The following is a 19,515-nucleotide window of genomic DNA, read 5'->3' on the forward strand; positions in this document are numbered from 1 at the left end:
TTCATTTAATCAGCCCTGCTTCCTCACGGATGCGGGGCGTTTTATCCTAGGAGCGATGCTATGAAATGGACCGACTCACGCGATATCGCGATTGAACTGTGCGACCTGTATCCGGACATTGATCCGCAGACAGTACGCTTTACTGACTTGCATCAGTGGATTCTGGATCTGGAAGATTTTGATGATGAGCCTAACCACTCAAATGAAAAGATTCTCGAAGCAGTAATCCTGTGCTGGATGGATGAGCGCGATTAAGCTTAAGCCTTGAACCTGGCAACCACGAGTTTGGAAATAAAGCCAAGTTAACAGTTTTGAGCAAAAGAAACGGGCCAAATGGTCCGTTTTTTTATCAATTTGACATTTTTACCTGACAAAATGCTAACATCCGAACGTTCATTATTCGACGTGGCCAAGCAATGCCACGATAAAGACAAGGAGTAACCATGTCTACACAGATGTCTGTATTTATTAGCCAAGAATCTGCCCAGCCTCAGTGGGGAGAGAAGGCGCTTATTTCGTTTTCTGAACAGGGTGCAACCATTCACCTCGATCAAACCCATGATCTGGGCGCTATTCAACGTGCCGCACGTAAACTCGATAGTCAGGGACTGCGTGCGTTACTGCTCGACGGTGAAGGCTGGACTCTGGAAGCTATCTGGGCGTTTTACCAGGGCTACCGTGATGCCAAGCGCAAGAATACGCTGGAGTGGAACGCTCTGGCCGCTGCAGAAGAAAATGAACTGCAGGCGCGCATCAAAACCTCTGACTGGACGCGCGACATCATCAACAAAAGTGCCGAAGAAGTGGCACCGCGTCAGCTGGCCACGATGGCGGCTGAATTCATTAAATCGCTGGCGCCTGATGCGGTCTCTTACCGCATCGTGAAAGATAAAGATCTGCTCACCGAGGGCTGGGAAGGTATTTACGCGGTTGGTCGCGGCTCAGAGCGTACCTCTGCGATGCTGCAACTCGACTTTAACCCGACCGGTGATGAAAACGCCCCCGTGTTCGCGTGTCTGGTCGGTAAAGGCATTACTTTCGACTCAGGTGGTTACAGCCTGAAGCCATCGAACTTCATGACTGCGATGAAATCGGATATGGGGGGGTCTGCGACTGTAACCGGCGCGCTCGGTCTGGCGATTCTGCGTGGTTTCAATAAGCGGGTTAAACTGATCCTGTGCTGCGCGGAAAACATGGTTTCCGGCCGCGCGCTGAAACTGGGCGATGTGATCACCTACAAAAACGGTAAAACCGTTGAGATCATGAACACTGATGCTGAAGGTCGCCTGGTGCTGGCGGATGGTCTGATCTACGCGTCAGAGCAGAAACCAGAGCTGATTATTGATTGTGCGACCCTGACCGGCGCGGCGAAAAACGCGCTGGGTAACGATTACCACGCGTTGCTGAGCTTTGACGACCAGTTGTCGCACAACGCGCTGATGGCCGCGAAAGAAGAGCACGAAGGTCTGTGGCCACTGCCACTGGCCGATTTCCACCGTGAGATGCTGCCATCGAACTTTGCTGATCTGTCGAACATCAGCTCAGGTGATTATTCACCGGGTGCCAGCACAGCAGCAGCCTTCCTGTCGTACTTTGTCGATAACTACAAGCAGGGATGGCTGCACGTCGATTGCGCGGCGACTTACCGCAAGTCAGCCAGCGATAAATGGGGCGCAGGCGCAACCGGTACTGGTATCCGTACTGTCGCACGCATCCTGATGGATGAAGCCAAGTAAACCCATCCCGTCACACAGGGCAGCCTGAGTTGCCCTGATGGCCGCTCTCAGGGGCCAAATGCCGGCATGCCACCGGTATGCGGAGTGAGAGGGCGGTAAATAACTAAAATAGTCAATAAAGGACATCTATCTTATGGCTCTTGAAAGAACATTTTCGATTATTAAGCCTGACGCAGTAGAACGTAATCTGATCGGCGAAATTTACCACCGCATTGAAAAAGCGGGTCTGCGCATTATCGCGGCCAAAATGGTGCAGTTGAATGATGAACAGGCAAGCGGTTTCTATGCTGAGCACGAAGGCAAAGAGTTCTTCGCGCCATTGAAAGAGTTCATGACGTCTGGTCCTATCATGGTTCAGGTACTGGAAGGCGAAAATGCGATTGCCCGTTACCGTGAGCTGATGGGGAAAACCAACCCGGAGCAGGCGGCTTGTGGCACACTGCGTGCTGACTACGCGATTAGCATGCGTCTCAACTCAGTGCACGGCAGCGACAGCCCGGAATCGGCAGCGCGTGAAATCGAGTTTTTCTTTCCGCAATCTGAAATTTGCCCACGCAGTAAATAAGCAAATTTGTCATTGATTGACACCTAGCAAGTCAGTGATTGACCCTTAGTAAGTCAGTTGCAATTGACCGGTTGAAAGCTCTCTGCGGAGGGCTTTTTTTGTCTTTGCGGTGCGCTCAGTACGGCTTTCAGCCAGTGTGAGCCAGTTCAAAGTTTGTCTGGTTAAAATTTAATCATTGTTTTATTAATGTCTTAGTAAAGTCATGGTTTTTCAACTCTTGTTGTCACTGCGTAAAGGCTGTACAATTCGCGCCCTTAATTCTTGTTCCATCTCTGAGAGGCCACATGAGCACAGAAAAAGTCAATCTGCTCGATTTTGATCGCAAAGGCATGCGCGAATTTTTCGTTGAAGAACTGGGCGACAAAGCATTCCGCGCTGAGCAGGTTATGAAGTGGATCTATCACTTTGGCTGTGATGACTTCGATAAGATGACCAACTTGAACAAGAAACTGCGTGAGCAGCTCAAAGAGCGCTGTGAAATTCGTGCACCGTATGTATCGGAAGCGCAGCACTCGAGTGACGGCACGATCAAATGGGCGATGTGTGTTGGCGATCAGGACGTCGAAACCGTGTACATCCCGGAAGACGACCGCGCGACTTTGTGTGTATCGTCTCAGGTCGGTTGTGCTCTGGAATGCAAATTCTGCTCAACGGCGCAGCAAGGTTTTAACCGTAACCTGCGGGTATCAGAGATCATCGGTCAGGTGTGGCGTGCTGCACGTGAAATTGGCATGGAAAAAGAGACCGGCCGTCGTCCTATCACCAACGTGGTGATGATGGGTATGGGGGAGCCGCTGCTGAACATGAAAAACCTGATCCCGGCGCTGGAACTTATGCTCGATGATCTGGGTTTTGGTCTGTCGAAGCGCCGTGTGACCGTATCAACTTCTGGCGTGGTGTCTGGCTTGGATCAAATGACCGGCAACATCGACGTGGCATTGGCTATCTCGCTGCACGCGCCAAACGACAAACTGCGCAGTGAAATCATGCCGATCAATGATCGCTGGGACATCCAGGACTTCCTGGCGTCTGTGCGTCGCTACATTGCCTCGTCCAACGCGAACCGCGGTAAAGTGACAGTGGAGTATGTTCTGCTGGATCACGTCAACGATGGCACAGAGCATGCGCATGAGCTGGCACAGCTGATGAAAGATACGCCGTGCAAGGTCAACCTGATCCCGTTTAACCCGTATCCGGGTTCGCCGTACAAAAAACCGAGCAACTCGCGCATTGACCGTTTCCAGAAAGTGTTGATGGAATACGATATCACTGTGACGGTACGTAAAACCCGTGGCGATGACATCGATGCGGCATGTGGTCAGTTGGTCGGTGATGTGATTGACCGTACCAAGCGGACTAAGCTCAAACAAAGCGCGGAAAATGCCATTCCGGTTAAAACGCTTTAATACAGATAGTTACAATAAAGCCAGAGTTCTCTCTGGCTTTATTGTTTTTGGTGTCAGGGCAGGGCAACAGCAGGCTGGGCGGGGCTTTCTGTGTCAATTTAACGAAAAACCTTGAGCTGTCTGTAATTTCTTTCCCAATTGCATGTTGTTTACCGCCTATTATCTATTAGAATGATTCTCTATTATCAAAGTCTGGACAAAAGACTGATAAAATAACACCAATACATTCCTGTTGTTGAAACTCACAACCTGACGGCTACTAACAATCAATAATAAAAGCGCGCGGGACAGTGGATTTGAGCACAAAAACACGAGATTGACATTGCGGATGAACACAGAACAAGACAACCTCACACCAAGCACGCCACACGTACAACCAGGAACACTTCTTAAGCAAAAGCGCGAAGCTCTGGGCTTAACGCAAAAGCAGGTCGCGGATCGTCTGCGACTGCGCATCACCATTATCCAGAATCTGGAAGACAATAATTTTAAGTCCGACCTGGTGGCGACATTTACCCGCGGTTACCTGCGCTCCTACGCCAAAGCCGTTGGCTTATCAGAAAGCGAAATCGTGGATGCTTTCGAAGCGATGGAAGGGCTGCAACCTCAAGAGCAGACCATGCAAAGCTTTTCTAAAAAGACCAAGCGTGACAAGCACGATAGCCGTATCATGACCATTACCTGGATCATCCTGCTGGTGATCATTGGTATGTCTTCTCTGTGGTGGTGGCAAAATAACGAGCAGGATACCTTGAAGCCGGATAGCGCTGCTGATGCGGTGTCTGCCGTGGTGGAAAGCACCGTGGCAGGCAACAGCGATGAGATGCAGCCGGATTTTGCGACCATCAACGGTGTGGATGATGAGATCTCTGCTGCACAAGACAGCGATGCTGCAGAAATGGTTGCGGACACCGATATGGCTGAAGAGCCGCAACCAGTCGCAGATGAGCCAGTTGCTTCTGAACAAGTTGTTTCTGAACAAGCGATGCCTGAAGAGTCCACCACGACTGAACAGGCCGTGGCTAATCTGCTGACCCTGAACTTTACTGCCGATTGCTGGATTCAGGTCAAAGACGCAAGCGGTAAAACCCTGTCAACCGGCATTAAAAAAGCCGGCCAGACGCTGAATCTGCGTGGTGAAAAGCCGTTGCAAGTGATTCTTGGTGCTCCGGAAGGCGTGTCAGTGACATTTGCGAGTGAACCTGTCGACCTTTCTGGGTATACTTCAGGCAAAGTAGCACGATTCACCTTACCTTAGACATTACTATGCAACACGAGTCTCCTATCAAACGTCGCCCATCGACACGCATTTACGTGGGTAACGTGCCTATTGGCGACGGCGCGCCTATCGCCGTACAATCCATGACCAACACCCGCACCACAGATGTGGCTGCGACGGTTGCACAAATCAAGGCGTTGGAAAATGTGGGAGCCGACATTGTGCGTGTCTCGGTTCCGACCATGGACGCGGCGGAAGCGTTCCGTCAGATTAAACAACAGGTATCGGTGCCTTTGGTGGCCGATATTCACTTCGACTACCGTATCGCGCTTAAAGTGGCGGAGTACGGTGTTGACTGTCTGCGCATCAACCCGGGCAATATCGGTAACGAAGGTCGTATCCGCTCCGTGGTGGATTGTGCGCGCGACAAAGGCATTCCTATCCGTATCGGTGTCAACGGTGGTTCTCTGGAAAAAGATATCCAGATGAAATACGGCGAACCAACGCCTGAAGCGCTGGTTGAATCGGCGATGCGTCATGTTGATATTCTTGATCGTCTTAACTTCGACCAGTTCAAAGTCAGTGTTAAAGCCTCGGATGTGTTCCTGGCCGTCGACTCTTACCGCCTGCTGGCGAAGAAGATCGACCAGCCGCTGCACCTGGGGATTACCGAAGCGGGCGGTGCCCGTGCTGGCGCAGTGAAATCATCGGTCGGTCTTGGCATGCTGCTGGCGGAAGGCATTGGTGACACGCTGCGTATCTCGCTCGCCGCTGATCCGGTGGAAGAGATCAAAGTCGGTTTTGATATCCTCAAATCGCTGCGTATCCGCTCGCGGGGAATCAACTTTATCGCCTGCCCAAGCTGCTCACGTCAGGAGTTTGATGTGATCGGGACTGTCAACGCGCTCGAGCAGCGCCTGGAAGACGTGCTGACCCCGATGGATGTGTCTATCATCGGCTGTGTGGTCAACGGTCCGGGTGAGGCGGAGGTGTCGCATTTAGGTCTGGCAGGCAGCAACAAGAAAAGTGCGTTTTACGAAGATGGCGTGCGTCAGAAAGAGCGTTTTGACAACGATGATCTGGTTGATCGTCTGGAAGCCAAAATTCGCGCTAAAGCCGCTGTGTTAGATGCAAACAACCGCATCGACGTGAAACAACAAGATTAATCTCAACGATATACGGTAATTTACTGTGGCAAAGACTATTCAAGCAATCCGAGGCATGAACGACTGCCTCCCTTCTCAGTCTCCGCTTTGGCAAAAAGTGGAAGGCATCGTGAAAAACGTGATCAGCGCATACGGTTACAACGAAGTGCGCATGCCAATCGTTGAGATGACCCATCTGTTCAGCCGCGCTATCGGTGAAGTCACCGACGTGGTGGAAAAAGAGATGTACACCTTCGAAGACCGCAATGGCGACAGCCTGTCGCTGCGTCCTGAGGGGACTGCGGGCTGTGTTCGTTCAGGTATCGAAAACGGTCTGCTTTACAACCAGGAACAGCGTCTGTGGTACATGGGTCCGATGTTCCGTCACGAGCGTCCGCAGAAAGGCCGTTACCGTCAGTTCCACCAGTGTGGGGTTGAGGTATTTGGTCTGGATGGTCCGGATGTGGATGCGGAACTGATCATGATGACTGCACGCATGTGGCGCGATATGGGCATCTCCAAGTATGTGCGTCTGGAGCTGAACTCAATCGGTTCTCTGGAAGCACGCGCGGAATACCGCAGCGCGCTGATTGAATACCTTGAGCAGTATCAGGATGTGCTGGACGATGATTGTAAACGTCGCATGTACACCAACCCGCTGCGTGTGCTGGACTCTAAAAATCCGGATGTCCAGGCAATTTTGGGTGAAGCGCCTAAGCTGTCTGATTTCCTGGATGCTGAATCAAAACAACATTTTGCCGGTTTGTGTGAACTTCTCGACGCGGCGGGTATCGAATACACCGTTAATGAGCGTTTAGTACGTGGTCTGGATTACTACAACCGTACTGTATTTGAATGGATCACTGAAAGCCTGGGTTCCCAGGGCACAGTTTGTGGCGGTGGTCGTTACGACGGTCTGGTTGAGCAGTTGGGCGGTAAAGCAACGCCGGCAGTCGGTTTCGCCATGGGCCTTGAGCGTCTGGTTCTGATGATGGAAACCCTGGAACTGAACGAAGTGCGTCGCAATGTCGATGTGTACATGGTGACCGCGGGTGAAGGTACCCTGACTGCGGGCATGCAGCTGGCTGAGCAGTTACGTGAGACGGTTCCTGGCCTGCGTGTGATGACTCACTTTGGTGGCGGCAACTTTAAGAAACAGTTCAAACGTGCAGACAAAGTCGGCGCGGCAGTCGCTCTGGTACTGGGTGAAAACGAAGTGGCAGACGGTACTGTGGTACTGAAAGATCTGGCCGGTGGCGAACAGGAAACCGTATCGCAAACCGAGATCGCAGCCAAACTGGCGCACCTCGTCTAAACGCTAATTTTTGAGATTTCATACTAAGAGGACAGGAAGTGGAACTCTACGATACTGAAGAACAACAAGTTGAAGCGATCAAAGATTGGTGGAAAGAGAACGGTAAAGCCGTCATCTTTGGCGCAGTGATCGGCTTGGGTGGTCTGTTTGGCTGGCGTTTTTATCAGGACTCTGTCTCTGAAGCGCAGGAAGCCGCATCCGCAAGTTACACGGCCGCAATGACGACTCTGGCCTCGAAAGGTGCAGAGGGCGAAGCTGACGTACAGCAATTTATTGATGGCAACAAAGAATCTGAATACGCCGTGCTGGCAGCGCTGCAACTGGCTAAAGTGCAGGTTGAAGCGAAGCAGCTTGATGAAGCTCTGGCGCAACTGAAATGGGCCCAGTCAACGACCCAGGATGCAGCGCTGAAACCGGTGATTACTTACCGTGTGGCTCGCGTGCTGGCAGAGCAGGGTGACTACTCAGCGGCTCTGAGTGAGCTGGACAGCATCACTGAAAACGGCTGGACCGGTCGTGTGGCTGAATTGCGCGGTGATATCGCCCTGCGCAGCGGTGACAAAGCCGGTGCTTATGCAGCTTACAGCGAAGCGCAGCAGGCGGATGACGCAAGTCAGACTCTGCAAATGAAACTGGATGACCTGGCCAAATAAGGGCACACCTTGATGAAAAAAATGTTCAACAAAGTGCTCCTGTCTGCGGCTGTCGTAGGTTTACTGGCCGGCTGTGCTGGAGAAGAAGAAAACATCATCATGGCGCCTGTGCCGGTGGTGAAAAGTGCATTTACACCTGAATCTCAGTGGAGCAGCTCCGTGGGTGACGGTGTCGGTCATTACTTCTCAAAGCTTGCGCCGGATTACGCGTACGATAAAGTGTTTGTCGCCAGCCGTGACGGGGAAGTGAAAGCGCTCGATCCGAAAAACGGTAAAACCCTATGGGAAGCGGAACTGGAGCACAATGACACTCCGGCCCGATTGTCCGGTGGTATCAGCTCGGCGTACGGCCAAATCTATCTTGGCAGTGAAAACGGTGAAGTGATCGCGCTTGATGAAGAGAGCGGTAAACTGGCCTGGCGCGTCAGCGTGGAAGGTGAAGTTCTGGCGGCTCCGGTCGCTGACAGTAACCTGGTGCTGGTTAATACCAGCCGCGGCGCTCTGGTGGCGCTCGATCCGGAAAGCGGTGAACAGCAATGGACCATCAGTACTGAAGTACCAACCCTGACTCTGCGTGGTGACAGCCGCCCGGCTACGGCTTCCGGCGGTGTGTTCTGGGGGACATCTGCCGGCCGTCTGGCGGCCGCGATCATTGAACGCGGTCAGATGATTTGGCAGCAGCCGGTTGGTCAGCCGAAAGGCGCAACTGAGATTGATCGTCTGGTCGATGTGGATTCATCGCCGCTGATCATCGGTGCGACCTTGTACACGATTGGGTTCAACGGTCAGCTGATTGCGATTGACCTGCGTTCGGGTAAACCGATGTGGAAGCGCAATTACTCATCTGCGATTGATCTGGCGAGTGACGGTTCAAACCTGTTCCTGGTGACGGATAAAGATCACGTGGTGGCGGTTGATGCGCGCAGCGGTACTGAGCTGTGGAGCAACGATAAATTGCAAAACCGTCAGCTGACGGCGCCGACTCTGATCGATGGTTACCTGGTGGTCGGTGACAGTGAAGGTTATCTGCACTGGATTGACCGCAGCAGCGGTGATTTTGTTGCCCAGCAACTGGTGGACGACAGCGGTTTCGCTGTGGCACCGCTGGCACTCGATGACGGTTATCTGGTGATGACCCGCGACGGCGACATAAAGAAACTCAAGATCAATTAATAATTCGTGATATAATTCACAAAAGGCTCCTGGCTGGTAACGGCCAGGAGCCTTTTATTGCCCGGATTATTATCCGTCTAGTCAAAACAAACTTGTGGTTATAGTTAAAAATTTAACGCTTGGGCTCGAGTGTTTACCTATAACTACATAAGAAATGAATATTGTAGAGGTTGTTATGATACCTGTAGTTGCTCTTGTTGGGCGTCCTAATGTAGGTAAATCGACACTGTTTAACCGACTCACCCGCACACGAGATGCACTGGTAGCGGACTTTCCTGGTCTGACTCGTGACCGTAAGTATGGTCAGGCGAAACTGGGTGAGCATGAATTTATCGTGATCGATACCGGCGGTATCGACGGCACCGAAGAAGGTGTGGAAACCAAAATGGCTCAGCAGTCTCTGGCTGCGATTGATGAAGCCGATGTCGTTCTGTTCCTGGTTGACGGTCGTGCCGGCCTGACGGTGGCAGATGAAGCGATTGCTGCCCACCTGCGCCGCGTTGAAAAGAACGCTGTGCTGGTGGTGAACAAAGTGGATGGTATTGATGCCGATGCGGCCAGTGCGGAATTCTGGCAACTTGGCGTGGACAACATGTACCAGATCGCTGCGGCCCACGGTCGTGGTGTCGGCGCGCTGATTGACCGCGTGCTAAGCCCTGTGGCTGAGCAGATGCAGGAAGAGCAGGCCCAGCTGAACGATCTGACCGGTATGGTCGACGTAGAAGAAGAGCAGCTGGATTACACCGAAGAAGAAGCCGAGCAAGCGTATCAGCGCCTGCAGGATCAGCCAATCAAACTGGCGATCATCGGTCGTCCGAACGTGGGTAAATCGACCCTGACCAACCGTATCCTCGGTGAAGAGCGTGTGGTGGTGTACGATATGCCGGGTACGACGCGTGATTCGATTTATATCCCGATGAAACGCGATGAACGTGAATACGTTCTGATCGACACCGCGGGTGTCCGTCGCCGTAAGCGCATCAACGAAACGGTTGAGAAGTTCTCAGTGGTCAAAACCCTGAAAGCGATCGAAGATGCCAACGTTGTGCTGCTGGTGGTTGATGCGCGCGAAAACATTTCTGACCAGGATCTGAGCTTGCTGGGCTTTGCTCTTAATGCCGGTCGTTCAATCGTGATTGCGGTTAACAAGTGGGACGGCCTGGACATTGACGTCAAAGAGCGCGTTAAGAAAGAGCTGGATCGTCGTCTGGGTTTCGTTGATTTCGCCCGTATCCACTTTATCTCGGCCCTGCACGGTACAGGTGTTGGTCACCTGTTTGAATCGGTGCAGGAAGCGTATCGCTCGGCAACGACCCGTGTTGGTACGTCAGTTCTGACCCGTATTATGAAAATGGCGACCGACGATCACCAGCCGCCAATGGTACGCGGACGCCGTGTGAAGCTGAAATACGCGCACGCCGGTGGTTACAACCCGCCAATCATTGTGATTCACGGTAACCAGGTGAACGAACTGCCAGATTCGTACAAACGTTATCTGATGAACTATTACCGTAAGTCGCTGGACATCATGGGTACGCCAATTCGTATTCAGTTCCAGAACAGCGAAAACCCGTTTGAGGGTAAAACCAATAAGATGACGTTATCGCAAGAGCGTAAACGTAAGCGTCTTATGACCATGATGAAAGGTCGCAAAAAATAAACTCAAGCCCGGCAATCGCCGGGCTTTTTGCTATCTTAAGCGCCGAGTTTTTCCATTTCGTTTTGCAGAGAAGTTATTATGTCTTACACCCCAACCCAGATTACTTTTACTCAAGCTATTTTCAGCCTGTCGAGCCCGGTACAGAAGATTCAGCTCCAGGGCGACCAGTTGTATGTTGTTACCGCGCGGACCCCGTTTCATCCGGTCAGCCACATCTGGCCGGATCATCCTGCAGATCGTGGCACCCTGAGCACGGCTTTAGCGAGCTATGCGGTGACGGATTGCCAGGTGGGGGCGATTGAACTGGCGAGCGGCGAGCTGTATGTCGGTCAGGCGATTCCGGTTAAACGCGATGAGCCGGGCTGGGTGTTTGTAGTGGTGCATGTAATTGAGGCGTCTGACAGCATAGTCAGCGTCGGTGAGGACGTGGTACTGAGTGTGGATGAGGAGTACCAACACAGTTTGAGCCGCGGTCACAGTGCCGGTCATCTTGCCTATCTGGCGCTGAATAAGGTGCTGGCCGCTGGCTACTGGCGTAAAGATGCCGAACGGAAAGACCCGCACGGCCATTGTGATTTCAACAGTTACGCTCAGGTCACCAGCTTTGTTGACCAGGATAGCTGCCTGGATACTTACCGCCTTGGTAAAACACTCCGTAAAAGAGGTTTAAACAGTGAGAATATGCTGCTGGATCTGGCTGAAATAGAGAATAAGGTTAATCAGCAGTTAGCGAACTGGCTGGCGACCGAGGCGCAGATCACTATGCGCTGCGAAGGGGAACATCTGACCGATTCCCGTTACTGGCAGTGTGATCTGCAGGAGGGGAATCTGGCCGTGATCCCTTGTGGCGGAACGCATTCCGCGAGTCTGACCGAGTTTAGCAGCCTGCAGGTTCGGCTGACGCAGCGCGATGAGCAGCATATCGAAATGCACACTCGTGTAAATCATACTTCGGAATAATGATCTTTTTATTAAATCCTGTTTTTTGATCTGTATAAATTTATTTTAAGATTTTAATTTTGTTTAAAATCCAAATGCAGAATATGTAACTTATGCTTTCGGTGTGTGGTGATATAAATGTTCTTTTCGGGGTAGATCGCTGATCAAGATGTAGAAAGCATAAGATCAGGTGACGATCTTTGTCTCTCAGCATAGCAAGCACTGGGGTAAAAAATAGGCATAGCAGCAGCGCTTGTGATAAAGATCATGGATTGCAGTTCTGAGATCACACAGGATGAGCTCAGGATAAATTGAGTCAATCAGATCGGGTGGGGAATAACCAGGCTGGTGTGACAGGCAGCAGAAGAGGAAAGCGTATGAACAATAGTTGTCCCCGCTGTAAGCAGGAGCTGGAATGGGATGGGCATTATTACTGCAAGCCGTGTCAGTGCTATTTTGACAAAGTCGGATTTTGTCCGGATTGCGCTGCTGCAATGGAAAAATTGCAGGCATGTGGTGCGGCAAGCTATTTTTGCAACCAGTGCAATGAGCTGAAATCCAAATCACGGGTACGATTTGAATTTCAGCGGGCGAAAGCGTGATTACTCGGCGATGGAATAGATCTCGCCATCGGCTAAACGGGTCACCAGACGGTCGCCCGTTTGCACATCCTGTGGCTGGCGTACAATCTTGCCGTGTTCGGTTTGGGTGATAGAGTAGCCACGCGATAGGGTTGCCAGCGGACTGACGGTATTGAGCTTGTCGGCCAGACGGGCAAAGCGGTGTTGTGAACGGGTCACCAGGCGTTGCATCGCCTCCTGCAGCGCTCTCTCGCGCAGAGCCAGAGTGTATTTCTGCTCGCGCAGGGTTTTATCCGGTGATTGCAGCTCTAAACGGTGCTGCTGTTTGTTGAGGTGCTGACGGATACAACTGAGCTGGCGCTGCGTGGCGCGCTCAAGGCGCATCGTAAGCTCATCGAGTTGCTGCTGCTGACGCTGCAGACGATACATCGGATGTTGCTTGTCGAGACGGTACTGCAGGCGGCTTACCTGAGCTTTGTGCCCGGCAAAGTAGTGGCGCATTGCGCTGGCCAGTTTATGCTCAAAGCCCTGAAACGCCTGTTTCTTATGGCTGTTGTCGCGGCTGACCAGTTCAGCAGCAGCAGACGGCGTCGCGGCGCGCACATCGGCGACAAAGTCGGCAATGGTGACATCAATTTCATGCCCGACCGCACTGATGATCGGGATCTGGCTGGCGGCGATAGTCCGCGCGACAATCTCATGGTTAAAGCACCATAGATCTTCCAGCGAACCCCCACCACGACCTACGATCAGCACATCACATTCGGCACGGGCATTGGCCCGGCCGATGGCCTGGGCGATACTGATTGCCGCCTCTTCACCCTGCACCAGTGTCGGGTAGATGATAACCGGCAGGCTGGGATCGCGTCGTTTGAGTACGTTGAGAATATCGTGCAGGGCTGCACCGGTTTTGGAGGTAATAATACCGACACAGCGCGGATGTTCCGGCAGAGGCTGCTTCAGCGTGTGGGCAAACAGGCCTTCACCGGCCAGTTTCATCTTCAGCTGTTCAAATTCCTGCTGCAGACGACCATCGCCTTCCGGTTGCATACTTTCAATAATCAACTGGTAGTCGCCACGCGGTTCGTACAGCGACAGACGGGCCTTGACCAGTACCTGCTGGCCGTTTTGCGGTTTAAAACGCACCATACGGTTATTGCCTTTGAACATGGCACATTTTACCTGGGCGCGGGAGTCTTTAAGGGTCAGATACCAGTGACCGGAAACCGGTGCGGAGAAGTTGGAGATTTCACCAATCAGCCACACCACGCCCATTTCATTTTCCAGTAATAAACGGACTTCAGCATTGAGGCGTGAAACGGTGTAGATGTTTTGATTAGTCAAGGAAGGCTCGCTAAGTTTCTCAGACGTGAGTATGGAAGTTAGCGGCAATATAATACATATCAAGGGGGGTAATGCAAATAAAAAATGAAAAAACGTGTGGTCAAACGATTGCTCTGGGCGTATAATGCGTCCGCAATATCTAATCCAAATACAGCACTGCTGTAACTCATTATGCGAAACGATGAGGCTTGGATTGTTCTTTTTACTCCTATTAATTGTGAGATATTGCAAATGCTAAGAATTGCCAAAGAAGCGCTGACATTCGATGATGTACTACTTGTGCCAGCACACTCCACCGTTCTCCCAAATACAGCTGATCTTCGCACTCAGCTGACGAAAAACATCCAACTGAACATCCCAATGATTTCTGCGTCGATGGATACCGTGACGGAAGCTCGTCTGGCTATCGCTCTGGCTCAGGAAGGTGGCATTGGCTTTATCCACAAGAACATGTCGATTGAGCAGCAAGCTGCTGAAGTTCGTACCGTGAAGAAATTCGAAGCGGGCGTGGTAACGGATCCTGTCACCGTCAACCCTGACGCGACTATCGCTGATGTGGTTGCTCTGACTGAAAAACACGGTTTTGCCGGTTTCCCGGTCGTCACTGAAAGCAACGAGCTGGTAGGTATCATCACGGGTCGTGACGTACGTTTCGTCACCGACCTGAACAAGAAAGTGTCTGTTGTGATGACTCCAAAAGAGCGTCTGGCTTCAGTGAAAGAAGGTGCAACCCGCGCAGAAGTGCAGGAAAAAATGCACGAAGCACGTGTTGAGAAAGTTCTGGTTGTTAACGACGACTTCCAACTGACCGGTATGATCACCGCAAAAGACTTCCACAAAGCCGAGCGTAAGCCACATGCATGTAAAGATGCACGTGGTCGTCTGCGCGTTGGTGCTGCTGTGGGTGCCGGCGCGGGTAACGAAGCACGTGTTGCAGCCCTGGTTGAAGCGGGGGTTGACGTTCTGTTGATCGACTCTTCACACGGCCACTCTGAAGGTGTTCTGCAACGTATCCGTGATACTCGCGCAACTTACCCTGACCTGGACATCATCGGCGGTAACGTTGCAACAGCGGCTGGCGCGAAAGCGCTGATTGAAGCTGGCGTGAGCGCAGTAAAAGTGGGTATCGGCCCTGGCTCTATCTGTACGACTCGTATTGTCACTGGTGTGGGTGTGCCTCAGATCAGCGCGATCGCAGATGCTTCAGAAGTGGCGAACCAATACGGTATCCCGGTTATCGCTGACGGCGGTATCCGTTTCTCGGGTGACATCTGTAAAGCTATCGCGGCCGGCGCATCTTGCGTAATGGTTGGTTCTATGTTCGCGGGTACTGAAGAAGCACCGGGCGAAGTGATTCTTTACAACGGCCGTTCTTACAAAGCTTACCGTGGCATGGGGTCTCTGGGCGCGATGTCTCAGGGTTCTTCTGACCGTTACTTCCAGTCCGACAACGCGGCAGACAAGCTGGTTCCTGAAGGCATTGAAGGTCGTATCGCATACAAAGGTCGTCTGAAAGAGATCGTTCACCAGCAAATGGGTGGTCTGCGTTCAAGCATGGGTCTGACTGGCTCTGCAACGATTGAAGATATGCGTACTAAAGCTGAATTTGTTCGTATCTCTGGTGCAGGTATGCAAGAGTCTCATGTACATGACGTACAAATTACCAAGGAAGCGCCAAACTACCGTCGCGGTTAAGTGATGATGATGTGGCCAGTGTAAAACTGGCCATGTTTTTTCTGCTTATACCCTTGAGGTAAACGTTTGCTTTTCCCTTGAAGCATTAAGAAGAGGCGGGTACACTCGCCTCTGTTTTAATAACCTAGCTTATAAGACTGCTCAAAATGACTAAAAATATTCATGACCAACGTATTCTGATCCTGGACTTCGGTTCTCAGTACACTCAGCTGGTAGCTCGTCGTGTCCGTGAAATCGGTGTTTACTGTGAACTGTGGAGCTGGGACGTTGAAGAAGCGGATATTCGTGAATTCAATCCGGACGGTATCATCCTGTCTGGTGGCCCGGAAAGCGTGACTGAACTGAACTCGCCACGCGCACCTCAATACGTATTCGACTCAGGTGTTCCTGTACTGGGTGTATGTTACGGCATGCAAACCATGGCAGAACAACTGGGCGGTAAAGTCGCTGGCTCAAACGAGCGTGAATTTGGCTACGCACAGGTAAAAGTATCTGGCGAGTCTGCGCTGTTTAAAGATCTGGCTGAAACACAAGATGTGTGGATGAGCCACGGTGATAAAGTCGTTGAGATCCCTGCTGACTTCGTGAAAGTGGGTGAGACCGACACTTGTCCTTACGCGGCCATGGCCAACGAAGAGAAGAAATACTACGGCGTACAGTTCCACCCAGAAGTAACTCACACCAAACAAGGTCAGCAGATGCTGGAAAACTTTGTGCTGGGTGTGTGTGGTTGTGAACGTCTGTGGACTTCTGAGTCAATCATCGAAGACGCAATTGCTCGCATTAAAGAGCAAGTGGGCGACGACGAAGTGATCCTGGGCCTGTCTGGCGGTGTTGATTCATCTGTGGTTGCGATGTTGGTTCACCGCGCTATCGGTGACAAGCTGACGTGTGTATTCGTAGACAACGGTCTGCTGCGCCTGAACGAAGGTCAGCAGGTGATGGATATGTTCGGCGATAAATTCGGCCTGAACATCATCAAGATTGATGCGGAAGCTCGCTTCTTGAAAGCGCTGGAAGGCAAGTCTGATCCGGAAGAAAAACGTAAGACCATCGGTCACGTGTTCGTGGACGTATTTGACGAAGAGTCGAAGAAACTGGCCAACGCGAAATGGCTGGCACAGGGCACTATTTACCCTGACGTTATCGAGTCTGCGGCATCAAAAACCGGTAAAGCACACGTTATCAAATCGCACCACAACGTAGGTGGTCTGCCAGAAGACATGCAAATGGGTCTGGTTGAGCCGCTGCGTGAGCTGTTCAAAGACGAAGTTCGTAAGATCGGCCTGGAACTGGGTCTGCCATACGAAATGCTGTACCGCCACCCGTTCCCAGGTCCTGGTCTGGGCGTACGTGTACTGGGCGAGATCAAGAAAGAGTACTGTGACCTGCTGCGTCGCGCGGACGCTATCTTCATTGAAGAACTGCATGCCGCCGATCTGTACAACAAAGTATCGCAAGCGTTCACTGTATTCCTGCCAGTTCGCTCTGTTGGCGTAATGGGCGACGGCCGTAAGTACGACTGGGTTGTCTCACTGCGTGCAGTGGAAACCATCGACTTCATGACCGCGCACTGGGCGCACCTGCCATACGACTTCCTGGGTAAGGTTTCCAACCGTATCATCAACGAAGTTGACGGCATCTCACGCGTTGTTTACGACATCTCTGGTAAGCCACCAGCGACGATCGAGTGGGAGTAGGGCTAGCCATAAATAGCTAATAAAGCCTTTTGTAAATAAATGAAATGCCAGTCAGTTTTACTGACTGGCATTTTTTATGGATTTTTGCTTTCCTCAAAACTTTGCAGAGGTATTTGGTTTCTTTGCCGTGATGTTCATTGTGATGCTGGCTTTCTACTTTTTGGGCCAGTGGCTGCACAGCACCGGACACGGCCTGAAGATGAAAGCCATTGCCGACAAAATGGAGGTATTCCAAAACAGGCTGGCCGGGCGTGCCTACAAGGACATGACGAGATCGGTCGATCAAATCGACAATATGAGACGCTGGCCGTTTGGTCGACGCAAGTAGTTAGAAAGCACACGGGCCGGTGATGGTGCACCGGCTCTTATCTTCATGTACCTCTGACCCCTATGCTATGCGCCATAGAAAATGCAATTTATATCTGGACAAAGTTTTGCCAAGTGGTTTACCAGTTTAGAAATTGATGAATCACTGCTGGTATTGAATTGTTTAAAGAGTGGTTTAGATTCTTATGATTTGATTGTGGTTTTACGACATTTGAATCTATTGTTTCCGATTTAGCAGGCATTAAGATAAGGTTCATTGCAACTGATTTATCAATCTGTTTTTTCAACGAGGTTATCCCCTTGATATGCCCTATCAGGGGGATAACATTACAGTTCACTGTATTTCATTGATGGTAAGACACCGCAATGTATCGAACCCTGAATATCAGGTGTTCGTGCACTCTACTGTTATATCTAATGGGGCGGCAGGTAATCTTGGTTGTGACCGCTGCCAGCCAGAGCCGTAACGAGTGTATTGTGGTGGCACTGAAATAGCCACTTTTAGATCATCAGCTGCGCTACGAGCCCAGAAAGGGTCTTTGAGCATATCTCGGCCAACAAAAACAAAATCTGCACGACCATTTTGTAAAATTTCTTCCGCCTGACGACCAGTTTCGATAAGCCCAACAGCACCTGTTTTAATGTCCAACTCTCGACGAAGAAGTTCAGCCGCAGGAACCTGATAGTTCGGATAAGTGTTTACGTCAACCATAGCAATACCGCCAGTTGAACAATCGATAAGATCAATACCTTGCTCCTTCATCCACTTACCGTAAACGAGAAAATCCTCAGGCCGATTACCGCCTTCAGCATAATCTGTAGAAGAGATACGAAGGAATAGTGGGCCGTCCCACTCTCTCCGCACTGCATCAATAACTTCACGCACAATGCGATAGCGGTTTTCCTGGTTCCCACCATACTCATCCGTACGTTTATTCGCCAATGGTGACAAAAACTGATTCAATAAATATCCGTGTGCACAGTGAATTTCAATTACATCGAAACTGGCTTCACGAGCGCGGCGAGCACCTTGGCGAAATGCTTCAACGACCTCTTTAATTTGATCGACAGTCATAGCTTGTGGTACTCGAGAATCAGAAGTAAAAGGAATCGCAGAAGGTGCAATTGAAGGTAAGTCAATACCCAGTTGACGCCCAGCATGACCAATTTGTGCACCCGCTTTGGAACCGAAACGATGAATTGCGCTAGTCACCCGTGATAGACCTTCAATATGACTATCATCCCATATGCCTATGTCACCAGGTCCAATGGGTCCATTAGGTAATACGGAGGCTGTCTCCAGCATGATGAGGCCTGCTCCTCCAAGGGCTCGAGCACCATAATGGACTACATGGAAATCATTAATATGCCCGTTATCTGACGCCGAGTGCATGCACATGGGAGACATCGCAATACGGTTGCGAAACTCAATACCATTGATGGTAATTGGTTCAAAAAGTAAGGTTGACATTATTACTCCAGAAAGTGACTTGCTATTAAGGCTAATCAAACTAACATATAAACAAAATTATTAAATACAGTAAAAAAATACATATACTTACCTAAAGGTAACTTAGAGGTGAACATGAAGAAATTACGCAACTACGATTCAGCCCCAGGGTGCTCCATGGAGGCGGCCCTTCATATCATGGGAGGAAAATGGAAAGGAGTTATCCTTTATCATCTCTTCAAAGATGGAACCCTCCGCTTTAGTGAACTACAACGTTTTATGCCTAGTATTAATCAACGATTACTTACGAAGCAGCTACGCGAGCTGGAAGAAGATGGACTAGTTCTGCGCAAGGTTTATGCTGTCGTTCCGCCGAAGGTTGAGTATTCACTCAGTGAAGAGGGGAGGGAACTAAATAAGCTTGTTTTGGATTTAAGTATATGGGGTAGGCAATGGCTAGAAAAACGAGGGTTGAAAACAGCAATTGAAGAGGATCTTGACGAACTAAAAAAAACGTTGTTGCCTTAAAATTCAATGGAATAATACTGTTCCAGAATTATTCGATATATTTAATTCCTGAATCGCTAACCTAAACAGGAAAAAATCA

Annotated in this window: 18 protein-coding genes; 16 read left to right on the forward strand and 2 right to left on the reverse strand. The window is 50.8% G+C overall.

Features of this window, described 5'->3' with window-relative positions; all coding sequences use genetic code 11:
• Positions 1 to 60: 60 nt before the first annotated feature.
• The 12 genes from iscX (at position 61) to E6C74_RS04455 (ending at position 12,413) form a co-directional block, all read left to right on the forward strand.
• Positions 61 to 255, forward strand: coding sequence for a Fe-S cluster assembly protein IscX (gene iscX, locus E6C74_RS04400; protein ID WP_136483482.1), 195 nt, complete (start codon positions 61 to 63; stop codon positions 253 to 255).
• Positions 256 to 443: 188 nt separating this feature from the next.
• Positions 444 to 1,736 (forward strand): aminopeptidase PepB, encoded by a 1,293-nt coding sequence (pepB, locus tag E6C74_RS04405; protein WP_136483483.1) that lies wholly within the window; start codon positions 444 to 446, stop codon positions 1,734 to 1,736.
• Positions 1,737 to 1,869: 133 nt separating this feature from the next.
• Positions 1,870 to 2,301, forward strand: a complete 432-nt coding sequence (gene ndk / locus E6C74_RS04410) for a nucleoside-diphosphate kinase (RefSeq protein WP_136483484.1) — start codon at positions 1,870 to 1,872, stop codon at positions 2,299 to 2,301.
• Positions 2,302 to 2,585: 284 nt separating this feature from the next.
• Positions 2,586 to 3,707: a bifunctional tRNA (adenosine(37)-C2)-methyltransferase TrmG/ribosomal RNA large subunit methyltransferase RlmN gene (locus E6C74_RS04415; protein WP_136483485.1), complete on the forward strand. Its 1,122-nt coding sequence runs from the start codon at positions 2,586 to 2,588 to the stop codon at positions 3,705 to 3,707.
• Between the two features lie 328 nt (positions 3,708 to 4,035).
• Positions 4,036 to 4,965 (forward strand): RodZ domain-containing protein, encoded by a 930-nt coding sequence (locus E6C74_RS04420; RefSeq protein WP_136483486.1) that lies wholly within the window; start codon positions 4,036 to 4,038, stop codon positions 4,963 to 4,965.
• A gap of 8 nt (positions 4,966 to 4,973) precedes the next feature.
• A complete protein-coding gene (gene ispG, locus E6C74_RS04425) occupies positions 4,974 to 6,092 on the forward strand; it encodes a flavodoxin-dependent (E)-4-hydroxy-3-methylbut-2-enyl-diphosphate synthase (RefSeq protein ID WP_136483487.1) in 1,119 nt (372 codons plus the stop codon).
• Positions 6,093 to 6,117: 25 nt separating this feature from the next.
• Positions 6,118 to 7,386 (forward strand): histidine--tRNA ligase, encoded by a 1,269-nt coding sequence (gene hisS / locus E6C74_RS04430; RefSeq protein WP_136483488.1) that lies wholly within the window; start codon positions 6,118 to 6,120, stop codon positions 7,384 to 7,386.
• A gap of 38 nt (positions 7,387 to 7,424) precedes the next feature.
• Complete coding sequence (locus tag E6C74_RS04435; protein ID WP_136483489.1) at positions 7,425 to 8,039, forward strand: YfgM family protein; 615 nt, start codon at positions 7,425 to 7,427, stop codon at positions 8,037 to 8,039.
• 12 nt (positions 8,040 to 8,051) lie between these two features.
• Positions 8,052 to 9,212, forward strand: a complete 1,161-nt coding sequence (gene bamB, locus E6C74_RS04440; protein WP_136483490.1) for an outer membrane protein assembly factor BamB — start codon at positions 8,052 to 8,054, stop codon at positions 9,210 to 9,212.
• A 175-nt stretch (positions 9,213 to 9,387) separates the two neighbouring features.
• Entirely contained in the window at positions 9,388 to 10,872 is a 1,485-nt protein-coding gene (der, locus tag E6C74_RS04445) for a ribosome biogenesis GTPase Der (protein ID WP_136483491.1), read from the forward strand.
• 78 nt (positions 10,873 to 10,950) lie between these two features.
• Positions 10,951 to 11,832: an alanyl-tRNA editing protein gene (locus tag E6C74_RS04450; protein WP_136483492.1), complete on the forward strand. Its 882-nt coding sequence runs from the start codon at positions 10,951 to 10,953 to the stop codon at positions 11,830 to 11,832.
• 356 nt (positions 11,833 to 12,188) lie between these two features.
• A complete protein-coding gene (locus E6C74_RS04455) occupies positions 12,189 to 12,413 on the forward strand; it encodes a zinc ribbon domain-containing protein (RefSeq protein ID WP_136483493.1) in 225 nt (74 codons plus the stop codon).
• On the opposite strand, the gene xseA is transcribed toward E6C74_RS04455, so the two are convergent.
• Positions 12,414 to 13,799, reverse strand: a complete 1,386-nt coding sequence (gene xseA, locus E6C74_RS04460; RefSeq protein WP_136483494.1) for an exodeoxyribonuclease VII large subunit — start codon at positions 13,797 to 13,799, stop codon at positions 12,414 to 12,416.
• 168 nt (positions 13,800 to 13,967) lie between these two features.
• On the opposite strand from xseA, the gene guaB reads away from it, so the two are divergent.
• From guaB to E6C74_RS04475, 3 genes are all read left to right on the forward strand, one after another.
• The gene (guaB, locus tag E6C74_RS04465; protein ID WP_136483495.1) at positions 13,968 to 15,431 is read left to right on the forward strand and encodes an IMP dehydrogenase; all 1,464 of its coding nucleotides are present in this window, start codon (positions 13,968 to 13,970) and stop codon (positions 15,429 to 15,431) included.
• A 146-nt stretch (positions 15,432 to 15,577) separates the two neighbouring features.
• Entirely contained in the window at positions 15,578 to 17,131 is a 1,554-nt protein-coding gene (guaA, locus tag E6C74_RS04470) for a glutamine-hydrolyzing GMP synthase (RefSeq protein ID WP_136483496.1), read from the forward strand.
• A 76-nt stretch (positions 17,132 to 17,207) separates the two neighbouring features.
• The gene (locus tag E6C74_RS04475) at positions 17,208 to 17,459 is read left to right on the forward strand and encodes a hypothetical protein (protein WP_136483497.1); all 252 of its coding nucleotides are present in this window, start codon (positions 17,208 to 17,210) and stop codon (positions 17,457 to 17,459) included.
• Between the two features lie 384 nt (positions 17,460 to 17,843).
• Here the strand turns inward: E6C74_RS04475 and namA are convergent, their stop codons facing one another.
• Positions 17,844 to 18,929, reverse strand: coding sequence for an NADPH dehydrogenase NamA (gene namA, locus E6C74_RS04480; protein ID WP_136483498.1), 1,086 nt, complete (start codon positions 18,927 to 18,929; stop codon positions 17,844 to 17,846).
• A gap of 114 nt (positions 18,930 to 19,043) precedes the next feature.
• Here namA and E6C74_RS04485 point away from each other — a divergent pair, with 114 nt between their 5' ends.
• Positions 19,044 to 19,436, forward strand: a complete 393-nt coding sequence (locus E6C74_RS04485) for a helix-turn-helix domain-containing protein (RefSeq protein ID WP_136483499.1) — start codon at positions 19,044 to 19,046, stop codon at positions 19,434 to 19,436.
• Positions 19,437 to 19,515: the final 79 nt, after the last annotated feature.

The sequence above is a fragment of the Vibrio sp. H11 genome, from assembly GCF_004804295.1.
GTDB lineage: Bacteria > Pseudomonadota > Gammaproteobacteria > Enterobacterales > Vibrionaceae > Vibrio > Vibrio ostreae.

What these genes read in the sequence shown, in the direction of transcription:
- namA (WP_136483498.1), bottom strand. Translation starts at nt 18,929, where the DNA reads ATGTCAACCTTACTTTTTGAACCAATTACCATCAATGGTATTGAGTTT.
- iscX (WP_136483482.1), top strand. Translation starts at nt 61, where the DNA reads ATGAAATGGACCGACTCACGCGATATCGCGATTGAACTGTGCGACCTG.
- bamB (WP_136483490.1), top strand. Translation starts at nt 8,052, where the DNA reads ATGAAAAAAATGTTCAACAAAGTGCTCCTGTCTGCGGCTGTCGTAGGT.
- E6C74_RS04485 (WP_136483499.1), top strand. Translation starts at nt 19,044, where the DNA reads ATGAAGAAATTACGCAACTACGATTCAGCCCCAGGGTGCTCCATGGAG.
- ndk (WP_136483484.1), top strand. Translation starts at nt 1,870, where the DNA reads ATGGCTCTTGAAAGAACATTTTCGATTATTAAGCCTGACGCAGTAGAA.
- E6C74_RS04475 (WP_136483497.1), top strand. Translation starts at nt 17,208, where the DNA reads ATGGATTTTTGCTTTCCTCAAAACTTTGCAGAGGTATTTGGTTTCTTT.
- E6C74_RS04415 (WP_136483485.1), top strand. Translation starts at nt 2,586, where the DNA reads ATGAGCACAGAAAAAGTCAATCTGCTCGATTTTGATCGCAAAGGCATG.
- pepB (WP_136483483.1), top strand. Translation starts at nt 444, where the DNA reads ATGTCTACACAGATGTCTGTATTTATTAGCCAAGAATCTGCCCAGCCT.
- E6C74_RS04455 (WP_136483493.1), top strand. Translation starts at nt 12,189, where the DNA reads ATGAACAATAGTTGTCCCCGCTGTAAGCAGGAGCTGGAATGGGATGGG.
- ispG (WP_136483487.1), top strand. Translation starts at nt 4,974, where the DNA reads ATGCAACACGAGTCTCCTATCAAACGTCGCCCATCGACACGCATTTAC.
- der (WP_136483491.1), top strand. Translation starts at nt 9,388, where the DNA reads ATGATACCTGTAGTTGCTCTTGTTGGGCGTCCTAATGTAGGTAAATCG.
- guaB (WP_136483495.1), top strand. Translation starts at nt 13,968, where the DNA reads ATGCTAAGAATTGCCAAAGAAGCGCTGACATTCGATGATGTACTACTT.
- E6C74_RS04420 (WP_136483486.1), top strand. Translation starts at nt 4,036, where the DNA reads ATGAACACAGAACAAGACAACCTCACACCAAGCACGCCACACGTACAA.
- E6C74_RS04450 (WP_136483492.1), top strand. Translation starts at nt 10,951, where the DNA reads ATGTCTTACACCCCAACCCAGATTACTTTTACTCAAGCTATTTTCAGC.
- guaA (WP_136483496.1), top strand. Translation starts at nt 15,578, where the DNA reads ATGACTAAAAATATTCATGACCAACGTATTCTGATCCTGGACTTCGGT.